The following is a 14,760-nucleotide window of genomic DNA, read 5'->3' on the forward strand; positions in this document are numbered from 1 at the left end:
TGGTGGTTGACACATTCCAGTATTGGTTGACACCGGCCGAGCAGGCAACTTAGCCTCGGCGCCATGTCCACGACGACGAGTTCCTGGTGGCCGGCGGCGATCGCCGCGGCGGACGAGACCCTGTACGCCCGGGCGGGCTTCGGCCGGACGTCCGGTCTGGGTGTACGGCCGGCGCTTCTGGTGATCGACGTGCAGTACCGCACGGTCGGCCATGAGCGGGTGCCGATCACCGAGGCCATGAACGAGTTCCCGACGGCCACGGGCGACCGCGGCTGGGATGCCGTCGACCGGATCGCGCAGGTACTCACCGCGGCACGAGAAGCCGCCATCCCGATCTTCCACCCCCACGTCGCCCCGAAGACGAAGCTCACCGCCGGTGGCTACGCCGCCAAGACGCCGACACTGGCCTCGACCGGCGCCGGCGCATACGACTTCGTCACCGGGGCCGCCCCGCGAGACGACGAGCCGCTGATCGCCAAGGACCACCCGAGCGCGTTCTTCGCGACCGGGCTGCTCACCCACCTCGTTCAGCGCGGCGTCGACACCGTGCTGCTGACCGGCGCGACGACGAGCGGCTGTGTCCGCGCCAGCGCCGTCGACGCCTTCTCCTACGGATTCCGTGTCGGCATCGTCGGCGACGCGGTTTTCGACCGCCTCGACGTGGTGCACGAGGTCGCGCTCTTCGACCTCGCCGCCAAGTACGCCGACGTCATGACGGCCGACGCCGCCGGCGGCTACCTGCGCGGCCTCGGCCGGGAGAGCGCATGAGAGTCGACTGGCACAGCCACACCTGGCTGCCCGGGCACCTCGGCCCGCACTGGGGACCGGAGCTGGACGCGAACGTGTCGGCCCACCCCAGCGCGGACGGCGACTGGGACGCCCATGAGGAGGCGATGCGCGAGGCCGGTATCGACGCCGCGGTCATCCTCGGCCTGGTCGCGTGCGAGATCGACCTCGACATCCCGAACGAGTACATCGCCGGGCTCGTCGAACGCGCACCCGATCGCCTGGTCGGTTTCGGCAGCGTGGACCCGTCGGACCCGGACGCGGTGGACAAGGTGCGCTACGCGGCGACCGACCTCGGCCTCAAGGGCCTCAAGTTGTCCCCGCCCTACCAGGGTTTCCATCCGCACAGCGACGCGGCGTTCGCGGTTTACACCGCGGCCGCCGACCATGGCCTGGCGCTCACCTTCCACCAGGGCGGGGTTTTCCTGCGCGGCGGCGCCCTGGAGTACGCCCAGCCGATGCTTCTCGACCGGGTGGCACGCACGTTCCGTGACACCCCGATCATCATCGCGCACGCCGGACAGCCGTGGGCGAACGAGACCACGGCGGTGATGTTCAAGAACCCGAACGTCTACACCGACCTCTCGGCCCGGTACGGGCGCCCGTGGCAGCTCGCGCAGATCCTGCGCAACCTGCTCGATTACGGCGTCCAGGACCGCGTGCTGTTCGGCTCGGACTTCCCTATCTACCGGCCGGCGGACTGCCTGGAGCAGTTCCGGTCGCTGGCCGCCGACCCGGTGCCCGGTTTCCCGCCGTTCGCCGCGGAACTCATCGAGTCGATCATCGACGACCGCCCGCTCAGCCTGCTCGGCCTGGATCCTCACGAGGAGAACCCGCAATGACCACTGATCCCTTGTTCGATCTCGTGCTCACCGGCGGCACCGTCGTGCGCCCCCGCGACGTGCCCCGCCCCGCCGACGTCGGCATCCGCGACGGCAAGATCGCGGCGGTGCTCACGCCGGGCGCCGCGGTCGAGGCAGCTGAACGCCTCGACATCACCGGCCTGCACGTCTTCCCCGGCGGCGTCGACCCGCACAACCACATCGCGCTGTCCACGTCGGGGCTCGAGGAGTACCGCACCGACACCGCCGCGGCGGCCAAGGGCGGCGTCACCACGATGATGTACATGCTCTCGTCCGGCGGGTCGTACCTGCCGATGCTGGAGGAACACACGACGACGGCGTCGTCGCTCGCGTACATCGACTTCGGTTACCACTGCACGCTGATGACCGACCAGCACCTCACCGAGATCGACGAGGTCCGCCAGCGGTACGGCCTGCGGTCGTTCAAGTACTTCATGCACTTCCGCGGCGACGAGGGTCAATACCTCAACGTCGAGGGTACGCACGACGGCCGCTTCTTCGGCATCGCCAAGGCTGTCGCCGAGCGGGGCGACCTCCTGCTCGTGCACGCCGAGAACCCCGAGGTCGTCTGGGTGCTCCGCGATGAGCTGATCGCCGCGGGCCGCGACGACCTGGCCGCCTGGGACGAGTCGCGACCGCCGTTCGTCGAGGCCGAGGCGATCCGCAAGGCGACGTTCTTCGCCCAGCGCACTGGCTGCCGGATGTACTTCGTGCACGTCAGCACCGCCGACTCGCTCGACCAGCTGCGCAAGGCACGGCTCGAGTTCGCCTCCGACGCGCTGTTCGCCGAGACGTGCCCGCACTACCTGACCCACACCTCGGACTGGGAGGGTGGCGTCGTCGGCAAGGTCAACCCGCCGTTGCGTACCGCCGGCCATCCCGAGGCGCTCTGGACCGCGCTGGCCGACGGCACCGTGGACACGCTCGGCTCCGACCACGTCGGCCGGCAACGCGTCGCCAAGGAAGGCGGCATCTGGAAGGCGAGCGCCGGTTTTCCGGGCGCGCCGACGACGCTGCCGGTCCTGCTCTCGGAGGGTTACCACCGTCGTGGCCTGCCGCTGCAGCGGATCGCCGAGCTCACCGCGAAGCGCCCGGCGGAGCTGATCCAGGCCGACCACCGCAAGGGCGACATCGCGGTCGGTCTCGACGCCGACCTCGCGATCGTCGACCTGGAACGGACCCGGACCCCCGACCCGCAGTGGCTGGGCACGTTCTCCGACTACTCCCTGTACGAGGACATGCCGCTACGCGGCTGGCCCCGGCACACGCTGGTCCGCGGTCAGTTCGTGGTCCGCGACGAGGAGCTCGTCGGCGAGTCCGGTTACGGCTCGTCGATCCGGGAGGTCGCGCCGTGAGTTCACTTCGTGAGGAGAACCTCGCGGTTCTGCGCGGCTATTTCGACGCCATGCGTGCCGGCGGCCCGCCCGCGGCGATGCCGTTCTACGCCGGCGACGTCGTGCTGGAGGTGCCCGGGGCGCACCCGGCCTCGGGGACGTATCGCGGCCACGCCGGTGTCGGGGAGTTCGGCGCGACGATGGCCCGGCTGACCGGTGGCACGTTCCGGCTCACCCCGGACGAGTTGCTGGCCGGCGACGACCACGTGGTCACGGTCGCCACCGCCTCGGCGAACGGGGTGAGCTGGCGGCGGCTGATCCTGGCGACGGTTCGCGACGGGCAACTCGCTACCCTGCGGTTCTTCGAGGGCGACCAGGACCTCGTCGACACGGTGCTGACGCCGTGACCAGGTTGATCACGGCACCCCTGGGATTCGTCGGGGACGAGTGGTCCGCCGACGTAGCGATCGCGGTCGACGGGGACCTCATCGTGGCGGCCGGGCCCGCGTCGGCCGTCGCCGCCGGATACCCCGGTGCCGACGTCGAAGCCTGGGCCGACCGGGCGATAGTGCCCGGCGGGGTCAACGGCCACGGGCATACGTTTCAGGCGCTGATCCGCGGTTTCGGCGACGATCTGCGGTTCGCCGACTGGATGGGCAGGCTGGTGCATCCGACCGCGGCCGGGCTCGACCGGGACGCGATCAAACTGGCCGCCCGGTACGACTTCGCCGAGATGCTGCGGATGGGCATCACCACCGCCGTCGAGTTCTTCTACCTGCACGACGGCGGCAACGACAATGCTCTCGCGATCATCGAGGCGGCGCACGAGGTCGGTCTGCGTGCGGTGCTCGCCCGGTGCATGTTCGACGCCGATCCCGGGCCGCCGCGGTATCAGGAGTCCCCGGCGCTGTTCGAGAAGAATTTCCGCGAGCTGCGGGCGGCCGTCGCGGACGATCCGCTGATCGACGTCCACCCGGCGCCGCACTCGGTGCTCGGCGCCGGCCCCGAGATGCTGGAGCTCGGCGCGGGGCTCGGCGCCGAGTTCGACGTCCCGGTGCACGTCCACCTCGCCGACAGCCAGGGCGAGGTGGACGCGTCGCTGGCCCGGTTCGGCGCGACCCCGATCGGCCGGATGGCCGCGCTCGGCGTGCTCGACGAGCGGACGCTCGCGGTGCACGCGGTCCGCGTCGACGACGCCGACCTCGCGTTACTGGCCGCGCACGGCAGCACGGTCGTGCACAACCCGTCGGCCAACGCGTTCCTCGGCGGTGGCATCGCGCCGGTACGCCGCATGCTCGACCTGGACATCCCGGTGTGCCTCGGCACCGACGCCGGCGGGGCGAACAGCCGTCAGTCGCTGTTCGAGGAGATGCGGATGGCCGCGCTTCTGGCCAAGGCGATCGGACGTGACGGTACGGCGCTGACCGCGACCGGCGCGCTGAGGCTGGGCACGTCGGCGGGCGGGCGGGCGCTACGCCTGCCGGTCGGTGTCCTCGCGCCCGGCTATCGAGCCGACCTGGTCGGCCTCGACCTGACCGCGCCCTCCCTGCGGCCACGACGGACCGTGACGCAGAATGTCGTCTACTCGATGCTGCCCGAAGCGGTGGAGCGGGTCGTCGTCGGCGGCCGCACCGTCGTGCGCGACGGCCGTGTGCTCACCGTTGACCTGCAGGAGATCGGGGCGGCGGTGGATAGGCTGACGGCGGCGTGGACACCGCTCACCGGAACACACCCGACCGATACTGTGCTCTCGTGACGACGCCCGAGGACATGACGACGGATGCCGCTGGTTTCGAGCGCAAGCTGGGCACCTACATCCGCGAGCTACGGCTCGACCGGAAGGTGTCGCTGCGTTCGCTGGCGGCCGAGTCGGGCGTCTCGGTCAGCTTTCTCTCCCAGGTCGAGCGCGGCGAGGCCAGTCCCTCGATCGCCACGCTGATGAGGATCGCGAAAGCGCTCGGCCAGACCATCGGCAGCATGTTCGAGAGCCGCTCGAACTCCCGGCTGGTGCGTGCCGGCCAGGGCCCGCGGCTGGTCCACCACAACGCGGAGTGGGACGAGGAGCTCCTGACGCCCCGGGCGTTCAGCAAACTCCAGGTGATCCGTTCGACGCTGGCGCCCCGAGGAACCACCGGCGAGGGAATGCTGGCCTACGGCGCTGCCGAGACGGCAGTGCTCGTCGAGCGTGGCCGCGTCGATGTCTGGCTCGGCCCGGAACGCTTCGAGCTTCGGCAGGGCGACTGCCTTTCGTACGACCCGAGCGCCCCGCACCGCCTCGAGAACCCGAGTGACGAGCCCGTCGTGCTGCTGTTCTCGAGCGCACCGCCTTCGTACTGACGCTTGTTCTTGCTGGCCAGGCCAGCTGTTACCGCCTCGAAACACTGGTGCCGCGGGTGGAAACTTGCGATCCCTAGTGTTCGGTATAGGTGTAAGAGATTCCGTCCTAACTGGAATTTCATCCTCTCCTTCACGAGTCTAGGAGCCGCCGCTATGACGGTGCTGTCATTCTCAAAGCCTCGATTCATCGCCGTTCTTGCCGCCGCCGCCCTCGCCCTGACCGCCTGCGGGGACGGGAACTCGTCCGCCGCGGCAGACGACGGCGACCACGGAGCCCTCAACGTTCAGCTGTCCTGGGTCAAGGACATCGAGTTCGCCGGTGAGTACTTCGCCGACTCCAAGAACTACTACACGGACGCCGGGTTCAGCTCGGTCAACCTCGTCGCCGGGCCCGGCTCGACCGAGACCCAGGTGGCCTCCGGCAAATCGCTCGTCGGCATCAGCGACCCGATCACCGTCGCCAAAGCGATAAACAACGAGCAAGCGCCGCTGAAGATCATCAGCACGACGTACCAGAAGAACCCGTTCACCATCCTCTCGCTGGCGGACAAGGCGAACATCACCACGCCGAAGGACCTGGCCGGCAAGAAGATCGGCGTACAGACCGGCAACGAGGGCCTGTTCAAGGCATTCCTGGCCGCCAACGGCATCACCGAGTCCGAGGTGACGATCGTCCCGGTCCAGTACGACCCCTCGGTACTGACCAACGGTGAGGTCGACGGCTACCTGGCATTCGTCACGAGCGAATCGATCACCCTGCAGCAGCGTGACTTCAAGGTGCAGAACCTCACGTTCGCCGACAACGGGCTGCCGTTCGTGACCGAGAGCTTCGTGGTCAGCCAGGACTCGATCGACAACAAGCGCGCGGCGTTGAAGGACTTCCTCTACGCGACGATCCGCGGCTGGAAGGACGCGGTCGCCGACATCGACGGCAGCGTCGACCTCGCGGTCAACACGTACGGCAAGACGCTGGACCTGGACGCCGAGACCCAGAAGCTGCAGGCGACCGAGGCGAACAAGCTGATCCAGAGCGACGAGACCGCGACGAACGGCCTGCTCACGATCTCCGACACGGCGATCGAGACGAGTCTCGCGACGCTGAAGGCCTCCGGTGTCGAGATCAGCAGCGGCGACCTCTTCGACACCTCGATCATCACCGAGGTCTACCAGGACCACCCGGAACTGCTTCAGTGATCCGCCCGTCGATCGGAGAACAACGACATGCCTGATACCGGCATCGACATCCGCGGCCTGAGCAAGAGCTTCACCTTGCGCGGTTCGGTCGTCGCGGCATTGCAGGACGTGTCCCTCTCGACCGAGCAGGGGGAGTTCCTCTCCCTGCTCGGCCCGAGCGGATGCGGCAAGTCGACGATCCTGCGGATCCTCGCGGGTCTGGAGACGGCGTCGGACGGAACGGTCACCGTCGACGGGAAGACCCCCCGCGAACTGCGTGAATCCCATGCGCTCGGCATCGCGTTCCAGGACGCGGCACTGCTGAGCTGGCGGTCGGTGGAGAGCAACATCCGGCTGCCGCTCGAGATCGCCGGCATCACCGCGGAGCCCGGCCTGATCTCCGGACTGATCGAACTCGTCGGACTACAGGGCTTCGAGAAGGCCAAACCGGCTCAGCTCTCCGGCGGCATGCGCCAGCGCGTCGCGATCGCGCGGTCGCTGGTGCTGAAGCCGTCGGTCCTGCTGCTCGACGAGCCGTTCGGGGCCCTCGACGACATGACCCGCCAACGGCTGAACAGCGAGTTGCTGCGCATTCTCGCGGCGAAGCCGGCGACGACCGTGATGGTCACCCACGGCATCGGCGAGGCGATCTTCCTCTCCGACCGCGTCGCGGTGATGAGCGCCCGGCCCGGGCGGGTCGTCGAGGTCATCGACGTCGACCTGCCCCGGCCGCGCACCACGGAGATGCTGCGCTCCCCGGAGTTCCACGCGCTGCAGGACCGCGCGTCAGCGCTGCTGTTCGAGGGCGCGGCGCCGGCGGCGAGCCCCTCGTGAGCGCCGGGCAGCGGATCGGCGCCGGCGGGCGGGCCATGGCCGGCGCGGTCGCCGTCGTCGCGATCTGGTGGTTGCTGGCCGACACCGTCCTGAGCAACGTCGGTGCCGCCTCCGCGGACGGTGGCGGATCGATCCCCGACCCGGCGCGGGTGGTCTCCACCGCGATCGAGGACGGCTTCTCGTTCTACGCCCCGAACGTCTCCCTGACACTTCGGGAGGCGTTCATCGGTTACGTCGGCGGCAACCTCATCGCGATCGGCCTGGCCGCGGCCGTGATGGTCGTCCGGCAGCTCGAAGGCGTCGTCTCACAGCTCGCGGTCATCTCGTACTGCATTCCGATCGTGGCGATCGGCCCCATCCTGCGTATCCTCATCGACCCACCCCAGAGCGGCGAGGTCGCCGGCACCGCGGTGTTCCTCGCCGGGCTGCTGGTCTTCTTCACCACGGTCGTCGGCGCGCTGCTCGGTCTCAAAGCGGCCGACAAAGCAACGCTGGAGCTCGTTGCTGCCTACGGCGGCTCCCGCTGGCAGCAGCTCACGAAGGTGCGGATCATCGCGGCGATTCCCAGCGTGCTCACCGCGCTGAAGGTCGCGGCGCCCTCGGCCTTCCTCGGCGCGGTACTCGGGGAGTACCTGGGCGGTGTCGACGTCGGCGTGGGCCCGGCGCTGATCAACGCCCAGCAGACGCTGCAGATCCCCCGTACCTGGGGCCTCGCGCTCGTCGCCGGGCTGGTCTCGCTCGCCGGCTATCTGATCGTGGCGCTGATCGGCCGGTTCGCCGCGCCGTGGGCGGCCGGAACGAAGGAGCTCCGATGAGCGTCATCACCCCACCGGGCGGGTCCGGACGGCGGGTCGCGGGCGCCGCCGGCCGCAGCGCCGGGCGGGCAGCCGTCTCGATCATCGCGATCGTGGTGCTCTGGGTCGCCGGCCTGCGCCTCTTCCAGGTCCCCGCGTTCGTCGGCAAGGGCCCGCTGGACGTCATCGACTACTTCTTCACGCTGCCGAAAGCAGCGCAGAACAGATCGGAGGCGCTGCACCTGCTCGGGGCGACGCTCGGCGACGCGCTGGTCGGATTCGCCGCCGGCCTCGGCGTGGCGCTCGTCATCGCCGCGCTGTTCCAGCTCGTCCAGTCCGTGGAGAGCGCCCTGATGCCGATCGTGCTGCTGCTCCAGTCGGTGCCGCTGATCGCGATGGCGCCGATCCTGGTACTGATCTTCGGCCGGAGCACGGTGACCGTCGCCGTCATGGGCGGGCTGGTCGTGCTCTTCCCCGCTCTGGTGAACATCACGTTCGGCCTGCGCAGCGCCCCGCGGACCGCGATCGACCTGGTCACCGTGTACGGCGCCACCCGCTGGCAGGCGCTGCGCAAGGTCGCGCTGCCCTCCGCGTGGCCCGCACTCTTCGCCGCGGTACGCATCTCCGTACCGGGCGCGATCACCGGCGCGCTGATCGCCGAATGGCTGGCGACCGGCAAGGGCATCGGGTACGCGATCGTCGCCGCCGTGGGCGAGTCACGGATCGGCGCGGTGTGGGCGCTGGCAGTGCTGATCACCCTCGCGACGCTGCTTCTCTACCAGCTGATCGGCGTCATCGAGTCCGCGGTGCTGACACGGATGGGATTCGCGCAGACATGAACGCGGACATGAAGGCAGGCATGAACGCTGAGGAGATCGCCCGGCGCTCCGCCGAGGAGATCGCCCGGCGCTCCGCCGAGGTCATGCTCGCCGCCGACCGCGCCAGCAAATCGTTGGGGATCGAGCTGCGCAACGTCGCACCAGGCACCGGCGAGGTCACGATGGTCGTGCGCCCGGACATGGCCAACGGCTGGGACATCTGCCACGGCGGCCTGATCGCGACGCTCGCCGACACGGCGTTCGCGGTCGCCTGCAACTCCTATGGCGTCCTGTCGCTCGCGGCCGGGTTCGACATCACGTTCCTCGAACCCGGCCGGATCGGCGACCACCTCCTGGCCCGGGCCGAGGAGCGCGCGCTCAAGGGTCGCACCGGCGTCTACGACGTCACCGTGTCACGCCTGCGCCCCGACGGCACCGACGGCGATCCCATCGCTGAGTTCCGCGGTCGCAGCCGGAACGTCGGCCGTCCTGTCCGGTCAGTCGACGGCGGTGCCCTCCAGCTCGATCAGCTGGCCCGGGATCGCGAGGCGGGTGACGCCGAGCATCGTCGTGGTCGGCGCCACCCCAGCGGCGGCTAGGCGACCGGCCAGTACGCCGTAGTGCGGGAACAGCGCATCCACGTCGGTGGTGTACACGCTGAGCCGGACCAGGTTGCTCAATGACATGCCGGCCTCCGTGAGTACGCGCTCCAGGTTGTCGACGGCCAGAGCCAGCTGCGCGGCGATGTCACCGTCGTGCTGAGGCTTGCCGTCCTCACTCATCGCGGTCTGCCCGGAGAGGTACAACGTCCGGGAGTGCCCGGAGACGATCTCCCCCTGGTTGAAGCCCATCTCCACCGACCACGTCCACGGGTTGACCGACGCGCGTTTCACCGTCACAGCTGCTCCATTCGGTTACTGCGGATTGCGTACGCCGAAGCCTGCCGACAAATCACGACATCCTTTGTCGTGTATTTGAGTAAAGTTCTCCCGTGCGAGCCGAACGGATGGTTTCCCTGGTTCTGCTGCTGCGCCAGCGGGGACAGTTGACGGCCGAGGCCCTCGCCCGTGAGCTGGAGGTCTCCACCCGCACGGTGCTGCGCGACATCGAGGCGCTGTCGTCGTCGGGCGTGCCGGTGTACGCCGAACGGGGCCGGCACGGCGGCTTCGCGCTGCTGCCCGGGTTCCGGACCGAGCTGACCGGGCTCAACCATGACGAGGCGCTGGCGCTGCTGACCGCCGGGACCAGCCGCGCCCTCGGCCTCGGGCCGGCCCTCGCGTCGGCGATGCGCAAGGTCGCGGACGCGCTGCCGGAAAAGCACCGCACCACCGCCAGCGACGCGGCCCAGCGGTTCCTCGTCGAGCCGGAGACCGACCTGCTCTCCCGCCGCCCCGTCACCGAGGACGTGCCGGAGACCACGATGATCGAGGTGCGCCGCGCGGTGCTGGCCGGGCACAAGCTGCGCCTCCACTACGCGGCCACCGGCCAGGCACCACAGTGGCGTACGGTCGACCCGATCGGGCTGGTCACCGTGCGGGACCGGATCTATCTGCTGGCCACCCGTGCCGGCGAGGACCGCACGTACCGGCTGTCCCGGGTGCTCGACGCCGAAGACCTCCCCGAGCCCGCCGAGCGGCCCAGCCAGGTCGACCTCGACGGCGCCTGGCGAGAACGGTGCGCGCGGTTCCTCTCCAGCGACCACATCGCCGTGCTGGTACGCGTACACCCGGCACGGCGTGAGGAACTGCTGAGCGCCGCGGTGGCCGTCCGTGCCGAGGAGCCCGACGCGGCCGGCTGGTCACGGCTGGCGGTCACGTTCCAGGACCTGCGCCATGCGGTGTGGGCGTTGTGGCAGCTCGGGCTGGGCGCCGAGGCGTTGTCGCCGCCGTCGTTGCGGGAGGCGCTGCGGGAGCGAGCGGCGGCGTTCGCGGGCCGTTACGAGGAACCGGCCACGCGGGGGTAAGCCCGTCCATTGAGTATCGGCTCGTTTCGCCATCCGAGTGGCGGTTTGCCGCACGTCATCGGCAACAACTGCGCCGACAACGTGTGGGACGTGCTGCACGCCTACGGAGTCCCGGACCTGCCCTACCTCCAGCTGCTCCCGGCGCCCAACCACTGGTACGGCGCCCTCGGCCACACCGCGAACGTCGACTGGGCCAGATCAACCACCTTGTAGCGTTCGAGTTGTCAGCCGGACCGTGCCGTGTCGTGCGTACCAATAGGCCGTTTGCTGCGTAGAAGCCCAGCCGATGGCCTAGGAGTAACGGTGGCGATACGTGAGGATGTGCCGGCAGCGCGGCCGGTGACGACGGTCGTCGCGGGCGTGGTGGTAACGGCGTGCGCGGTCGTTGCCGGAGCTGCTGCTGCGGTACCGGGCTGGGTTCCCGGCGAGCCCGGCGAGTGGGACTTGCTCTGGGAGTACTTCTGGGTGCTGTGGCTGCTGTTGCCGGGCCTGGCAGCAGCCGGGTTCGTGGTGGCGGCCCGGCCGCAGTGGAGACGTCCCGCGGCGGTGATCGCGATGGTGCTGGCGGCGCAGGTCTGCGGGCATGGGCTCGTGGCGGTGCGGGACTGGTTCAACACTGCCGGAGCCAGCGCCGGCATGCGGCAGACCGATCTCGCCTGGGTGGTTGGTCTCGCCGCGGTGGTGGCGATATGCGGCACGGTGGCCGGCTGTGTCGCCACGGCGCTGCTGTGGCGCGAGCCGGTTGACGGATGGCGCGCCCTGCGGCCCCGGAAGCCGGCTTACCTGACGGCGGCTTTGGTGGTGGCGCTAGGCCTGCCCGTGGCGCTGGCATGGTTCACCTGGGATTTCAGTCCGGTGACCATGTTCGGGCAGGCGGGATTGCTGTACGGGTTGCCGTGGGGCGCGGGCATCGCCGCTGCTGCCTGGCTGGGCCGCCGGGGAAGAACCGCAGCCCTGACCGCGGTCGCGGTCTCGGCGCTGCTGGTCGGAGTCGAATACGCGGTGCGGACTCTGACCCTTTCCTGGTAGGTGAAGACGCGGCACAACGCCTCTCTTTCCCTCGGAAAGACAGAATATTTCAAAGAACCGTTCGAGTATTGCGGTTCTGTGAACGCAACTGTCACGATGACCGTCGATCCCTCATCCGTCCCCCGGATCGACTGGAGTCCCCATGGCAGTCACCCGCCGTACCCTGCTGGCCTCAGCCGCCTTCGGCCCGCCGGCCGCCCTGCTGGCCGGCGCCGCACCCGCCCGCGCCGCCTCGCCTGTCGGTGACGTGGTCGGCAAGGTCAGCGTCGGCTATCAGGGCTGGTTCGCCTGCCCCGGCGACGGCGCGCCGATCGGTGGCTGGTGGCACTGGAGCCGGGACCGCTTCCAGCCGCCGTCGCCTGCCAACACCACGATTGTGTCCTGGCCTGACCTGCGCGACTTCACCCGCACCTACCCGACGGCGTACCCGAACCTGGGCAACGGCGGGCCGGCCGCGCTGTTCTCGTCATACGACCAGCAGACCGTTGACACGCACTTCGACTGGATGCGGACCTACGGCATCGACACCGCCGCGCTGCAGCGGTTCAACCCGACCGGCGACGAGGGCCCGACCCGCGACGTGATGGCGCAGAAGGTGCGGGCCGCGGCCGAGCGGACCGGCCGCAAGTTCTACATCATGTACGACGTCACCGGCTGGACCGGCATGCAGACGCAGATCAAGACCGACTGGACGTCGAAGATGTCGGCGCACACCGGGTCCAGCGCGTACGCCCGGCAGAACGGCAAGCCTGTCGTCTGCGTCTGGGGTTTCGGCTTCGACGACGACGGGCGCCCGTTCACCCCGGCCCAGTGTCTCGACGTGATCGCCTGGTTCAAGGCGCAGGGCTGCTACGTGATCGGCGGCGTGCCCACCTACTGGCGGGAGGGAAAGAACGACAGCCGGACCGGGTTCACCGACGTGTACCGCGCCTTCGACATGCTGTCGCCGTGGATGGTCGGCCGCACCGGCGACCTCGCCGGACTCGACTGGTTCGCCGCCAACGTCAACGCCGCCGACCAGGCCGACTGCGATGCGCGCGGCGTCGACTACCAGCCGTGCGTGCTGCCCGGTGACCTCTCCTCCGGGCATCGCCGGCACGGCGACTTCTACTGGCGCAGCATCTACAACATGGTCCGGCTCGGCGCGCAGGGCCTCTACGTGTCCATGTTCGACGAGTTCAACGAAGGCAATCAAATCGCCAAGACCGCCGAGACCGCGGCGTCCGTGCCGGCCGGCACCGGGATCCGCGCGCTCGACGAGGACGGCACCTTCTGCTCCGCCGACTACTACCTGCGCATCACCACCGACGCCGGGAAAATGCTCAAGGGCCAGATCGCACTTACTTCCGTACGCCCGACGCAGCCGACAACCGTGACCGAACCGCCTCCGCAACCCACCGGGGATCTTGCCGCCGGTAAGGCGGCGAGTGCGAGCAGTGCGAACGGGCCCTACGCGGCGGCGAACGCGGTCGACGCGAACGCCGGCACCTATTGGGAGTCCGGCGGCGGGCTCCCGCAGTGGTTGCAGGTCGATCTGGGTGCTGCCTATGCCGTGAAGAGCCTGGTCCTGCGGCTGCCCACCGGCTGGGAGCGGCGAACCCAGACGATCACGGTGCAGGGCAGCAGCGACGGCGCCGGTTTCAGCACGCTCGCCGGTTCAGCCGGCCACATCTTCGACCCCGGCTCCGGCAACACGGTGACGATCACGCTCTCCGGTGCCACCGCCCGTTACGTCCGGCTCACCGTCACGGCCAACACCGGCTGGCCGGCGGCTCAGATCGCCCAACTTCAGGTGTACGGAGACAACGCGCCCACCACACCGCCGCCCGTCACCGATCTGGCGCGCGGCCGGACGGCCACCACCAGCGGTCAGGCCCAGGTGTACGGGGCCGGCAACGTGACCGACGGTGACGCGAACAGCTACTGGGAGAGCGCGAACAACGCCTTCCCGCAGTGGGTCCAGGTGGATCTGGGCGCGGCCGTCACGGTGAGCCGGGCGGTGCTGCGGCTTCCGCCGTCGTGGGGTGCGCGGACACAGACGCTCGCGATCGCGGGAAGCACGAACGGATCCGCCTTCACCACCCTGTCCGGGGCCGCCGAGCGGACGTTCACCCCCGGCTCCGGCAACTCCGTGACGGTCGGTTTCGAGGCGTCTTCGGTACGGTATCTGCGGGTCACCGCCACCGCGAACACGGCGTGGCCGGCCGGGCAGCTATCGGCGATCGAGGCGTACGCGAGCTGACCGGAGCCTGGACAGGCCCTACCTCACAGTGCTGGCTGGGCTTCCCACGCTCGAACGCGGGCGGGCGTCAGGCGAGGTCGGGGCAGAGGTGCTTCACGATCACCGTGTTGATCTCGTTCGCGGTGGCGTCGCCGAAGCCGTTGGGGTGTTCGGGCGAGGTGAAACGCAGGTTCGCGTACTGAAGGATCTTGTCCGGGTTGCCGGAGAATCGTTTGATGGTGGAGCACTGTTCGCGGCCCCGGTCGATGAGTCGCTCCGGCTCCCTCTTCAGGATCTCCGGATCGATCTCCTCCAGGGCGGCGAGGTATTTCGCCGCGGTCTCGTCGTCGGGTTTCGGGGGAATCGCGGCGGCTTCCTCCGCCTCCGCGATCTCCTCCGCCGCGGCCACGGCGTCGGCGGCGGGCGTCTGCGCCGCCTCGTCGTCGGCTCCGCTGCTGCCGCACGCGGTGAGCAGCCCGGCTGCCATGACCGCGGTGGCGACTCTCCCGATCCGGCGTGCCCGCATTCTCGCTCCTGTCCGCTGTGGAGTGATCACCCGAGCACGGTACGACGTTCCGGCGGAGCCCGGGACGGACGAACGGTCTGCG

At 69.6% G+C, this 14,760-nt stretch carries 17 protein-coding genes; 15 read left to right on the forward strand and 2 right to left on the reverse strand.

What is annotated here, in order from left to right; genetic code table 11:
* Positions 1–63: 63 nt before the first annotated feature.
* The 11 genes from B0I29_RS40805 to paaI all read left to right on the forward strand — a co-directional run bounded on the left by B0I29_RS40805 (position 64) and on the right by paaI (position 9,538).
* Entirely contained in the window at positions 64–768 is a 705-nt protein-coding gene (locus B0I29_RS40805) for an isochorismatase family protein (protein WP_111654666.1), read from the forward strand.
* Entirely contained in the window at positions 765–1,628 is an 864-nt protein-coding gene (locus B0I29_RS40810) for an amidohydrolase family protein (RefSeq protein ID WP_111654549.1), read from the forward strand. The genes B0I29_RS40805 and B0I29_RS40810 overlap by 4 nt, the downstream gene beginning before the upstream one ends.
* Positions 1,625–3,004, forward strand: a complete 1,380-nt coding sequence (locus B0I29_RS40815) for a dihydroorotase (protein WP_146617054.1) — start codon at positions 1,625–1,627, stop codon at positions 3,002–3,004. Before B0I29_RS40810 ends, B0I29_RS40815 begins: the two co-directional genes overlap by 4 nt.
* Positions 3,001–3,390 carry a nuclear transport factor 2 family protein gene (locus B0I29_RS40820; protein WP_111654551.1) on the forward strand — a complete coding sequence of 130 codons (390 nt, stop codon included), beginning with the start codon at positions 3,001–3,003 and terminating at the stop codon, positions 3,388–3,390. Before B0I29_RS40815 ends, B0I29_RS40820 begins: the two co-directional genes overlap by 4 nt.
* Positions 3,387–4,739: an amidohydrolase family protein gene (locus B0I29_RS40825; RefSeq protein WP_181558232.1), complete on the forward strand. Its 1,353-nt coding sequence runs from the start codon at positions 3,387–3,389 to the stop codon at positions 4,737–4,739. Before B0I29_RS40820 ends, B0I29_RS40825 begins: the two co-directional genes overlap by 4 nt.
* Positions 4,736–5,320 (forward strand): helix-turn-helix domain-containing protein, encoded by a 585-nt coding sequence (locus tag B0I29_RS40830; protein ID WP_111654553.1) that lies wholly within the window; start codon positions 4,736–4,738, stop codon positions 5,318–5,320. The genes B0I29_RS40825 and B0I29_RS40830 overlap by 4 nt, the downstream gene beginning before the upstream one ends.
* A 153-nt stretch (positions 5,321–5,473) precedes the next feature.
* On the forward strand, positions 5,474–6,514 hold the full coding sequence (locus B0I29_RS40835) for an ABC transporter substrate-binding protein (RefSeq protein WP_111654554.1): 1,041 nt from the start codon (positions 5,474–5,476) through the stop codon (positions 6,512–6,514).
* Positions 6,515–6,541: 27 nt separating this feature from the next.
* Complete coding sequence (locus B0I29_RS40840) at positions 6,542–7,327, forward strand: ABC transporter ATP-binding protein (protein ID WP_111654555.1); 786 nt, start codon at positions 6,542–6,544, stop codon at positions 7,325–7,327.
* Positions 7,324–8,142 (forward strand): ABC transporter permease, encoded by an 819-nt coding sequence (locus B0I29_RS40845; protein ID WP_220091557.1) that lies wholly within the window; start codon positions 7,324–7,326, stop codon positions 8,140–8,142. Before B0I29_RS40840 ends, B0I29_RS40845 begins: the two co-directional genes overlap by 4 nt.
* Positions 8,139–8,960 carry an ABC transporter permease gene (locus B0I29_RS40850; protein ID WP_111654668.1) on the forward strand — a complete coding sequence of 274 codons (822 nt, stop codon included), beginning with the start codon at positions 8,139–8,141 and terminating at the stop codon, positions 8,958–8,960. The genes B0I29_RS40845 and B0I29_RS40850 overlap by 4 nt, the downstream gene beginning before the upstream one ends.
* 20 nt (positions 8,961–8,980) lie before the next feature.
* Complete coding sequence (paaI, locus tag B0I29_RS40855) at positions 8,981–9,538, forward strand: hydroxyphenylacetyl-CoA thioesterase PaaI (protein ID WP_111654669.1); 558 nt, start codon at positions 8,981–8,983, stop codon at positions 9,536–9,538.
* On the opposite strand, the gene B0I29_RS40860 is transcribed toward paaI, so the two are convergent.
* Complete coding sequence (locus tag B0I29_RS40860; protein ID WP_245973155.1) at positions 9,437–9,838, reverse strand: RidA family protein; 402 nt, start codon at positions 9,836–9,838, stop codon at positions 9,437–9,439. The genes paaI and B0I29_RS40860 overlap by 102 nt on opposite strands.
* Before the next feature lie 92 nt (positions 9,839–9,930).
* Here B0I29_RS40860 and B0I29_RS40865 point away from each other — a divergent pair, with 92 nt between their 5' ends.
* The 4 genes from B0I29_RS40865 to B0I29_RS40875 all read left to right on the forward strand — a co-directional run bounded on the left by B0I29_RS40865 (position 9,931) and on the right by B0I29_RS40875 (position 14,173).
* Positions 9,931–10,902 (forward strand): helix-turn-helix transcriptional regulator, encoded by a 972-nt coding sequence (locus B0I29_RS40865; protein ID WP_111654556.1) that lies wholly within the window; start codon positions 9,931–9,933, stop codon positions 10,900–10,902.
* Positions 10,903–10,947: 45 nt separating this feature from the next.
* Positions 10,948–11,115, forward strand: coding sequence for a hypothetical protein (locus B0I29_RS46165; protein ID WP_181558233.1), 168 nt, complete (start codon positions 10,948–10,950; stop codon positions 11,113–11,115).
* A gap of 90 nt (positions 11,116–11,205) precedes the next feature.
* On the forward strand, positions 11,206–11,931 hold the full coding sequence (locus B0I29_RS40870; RefSeq protein WP_146617055.1) for a hypothetical protein: 726 nt from the start codon (positions 11,206–11,208) through the stop codon (positions 11,929–11,931).
* 142 nt (positions 11,932–12,073) lie between these two features.
* Positions 12,074–14,173, forward strand: coding sequence for a glycoside hydrolase family 99 protein (locus B0I29_RS40875; RefSeq protein WP_111654558.1), 2,100 nt, complete (start codon positions 12,074–12,076; stop codon positions 14,171–14,173).
* 67 nt (positions 14,174–14,240) lie between these two features.
* Here B0I29_RS40875 and B0I29_RS40880 read toward each other — a convergent pair whose 3' ends face one another.
* A complete protein-coding gene (locus B0I29_RS40880; protein ID WP_111654559.1) occupies positions 14,241–14,678 on the reverse strand; it encodes a hypothetical protein in 438 nt (145 codons plus the stop codon).
* Positions 14,679–14,760: the final 82 nt, after the last annotated feature.

Origin of the sequence: Actinoplanes lutulentus (assembly GCF_003259845.1) — a bacterium.
Taxonomy (GTDB): Bacteria; Actinomycetota; Actinomycetes; order Mycobacteriales; family Micromonosporaceae; genus Actinoplanes; species Actinoplanes lutulentus.

What these genes read in the sequence shown, in the direction of transcription:
- B0I29_RS40805 (WP_111654666.1), top strand. Translation starts at nt 64, where the DNA reads ATGTCCACGACGACGAGTTCCTGGTGGCCGGCGGCGATCGCCGCGGCG.
- B0I29_RS40810 (WP_111654549.1), top strand. Translation starts at nt 765, where the DNA reads ATGAGAGTCGACTGGCACAGCCACACCTGGCTGCCCGGGCACCTCGGC.
- B0I29_RS40815 (WP_146617054.1), top strand. Translation starts at nt 1,625, where the DNA reads ATGACCACTGATCCCTTGTTCGATCTCGTGCTCACCGGCGGCACCGTC.
- B0I29_RS40835 (WP_111654554.1), top strand. Translation starts at nt 5,474, where the DNA reads ATGACGGTGCTGTCATTCTCAAAGCCTCGATTCATCGCCGTTCTTGCC.
- B0I29_RS40840 (WP_111654555.1), top strand. Translation starts at nt 6,542, where the DNA reads ATGCCTGATACCGGCATCGACATCCGCGGCCTGAGCAAGAGCTTCACC.
- B0I29_RS40850 (WP_111654668.1), top strand. Translation starts at nt 8,139, where the DNA reads ATGAGCGTCATCACCCCACCGGGCGGGTCCGGACGGCGGGTCGCGGGC.
- paaI (WP_111654669.1), top strand. Translation starts at nt 8,981, where the DNA reads ATGAACGCTGAGGAGATCGCCCGGCGCTCCGCCGAGGAGATCGCCCGG.
- B0I29_RS40875 (WP_111654558.1), top strand. Translation starts at nt 12,074, where the DNA reads ATGGCAGTCACCCGCCGTACCCTGCTGGCCTCAGCCGCCTTCGGCCCG.
- B0I29_RS40880 (WP_111654559.1), bottom strand. Translation starts at nt 14,678, where the DNA reads ATGCGGGCACGCCGGATCGGGAGAGTCGCCACCGCGGTCATGGCAGCC.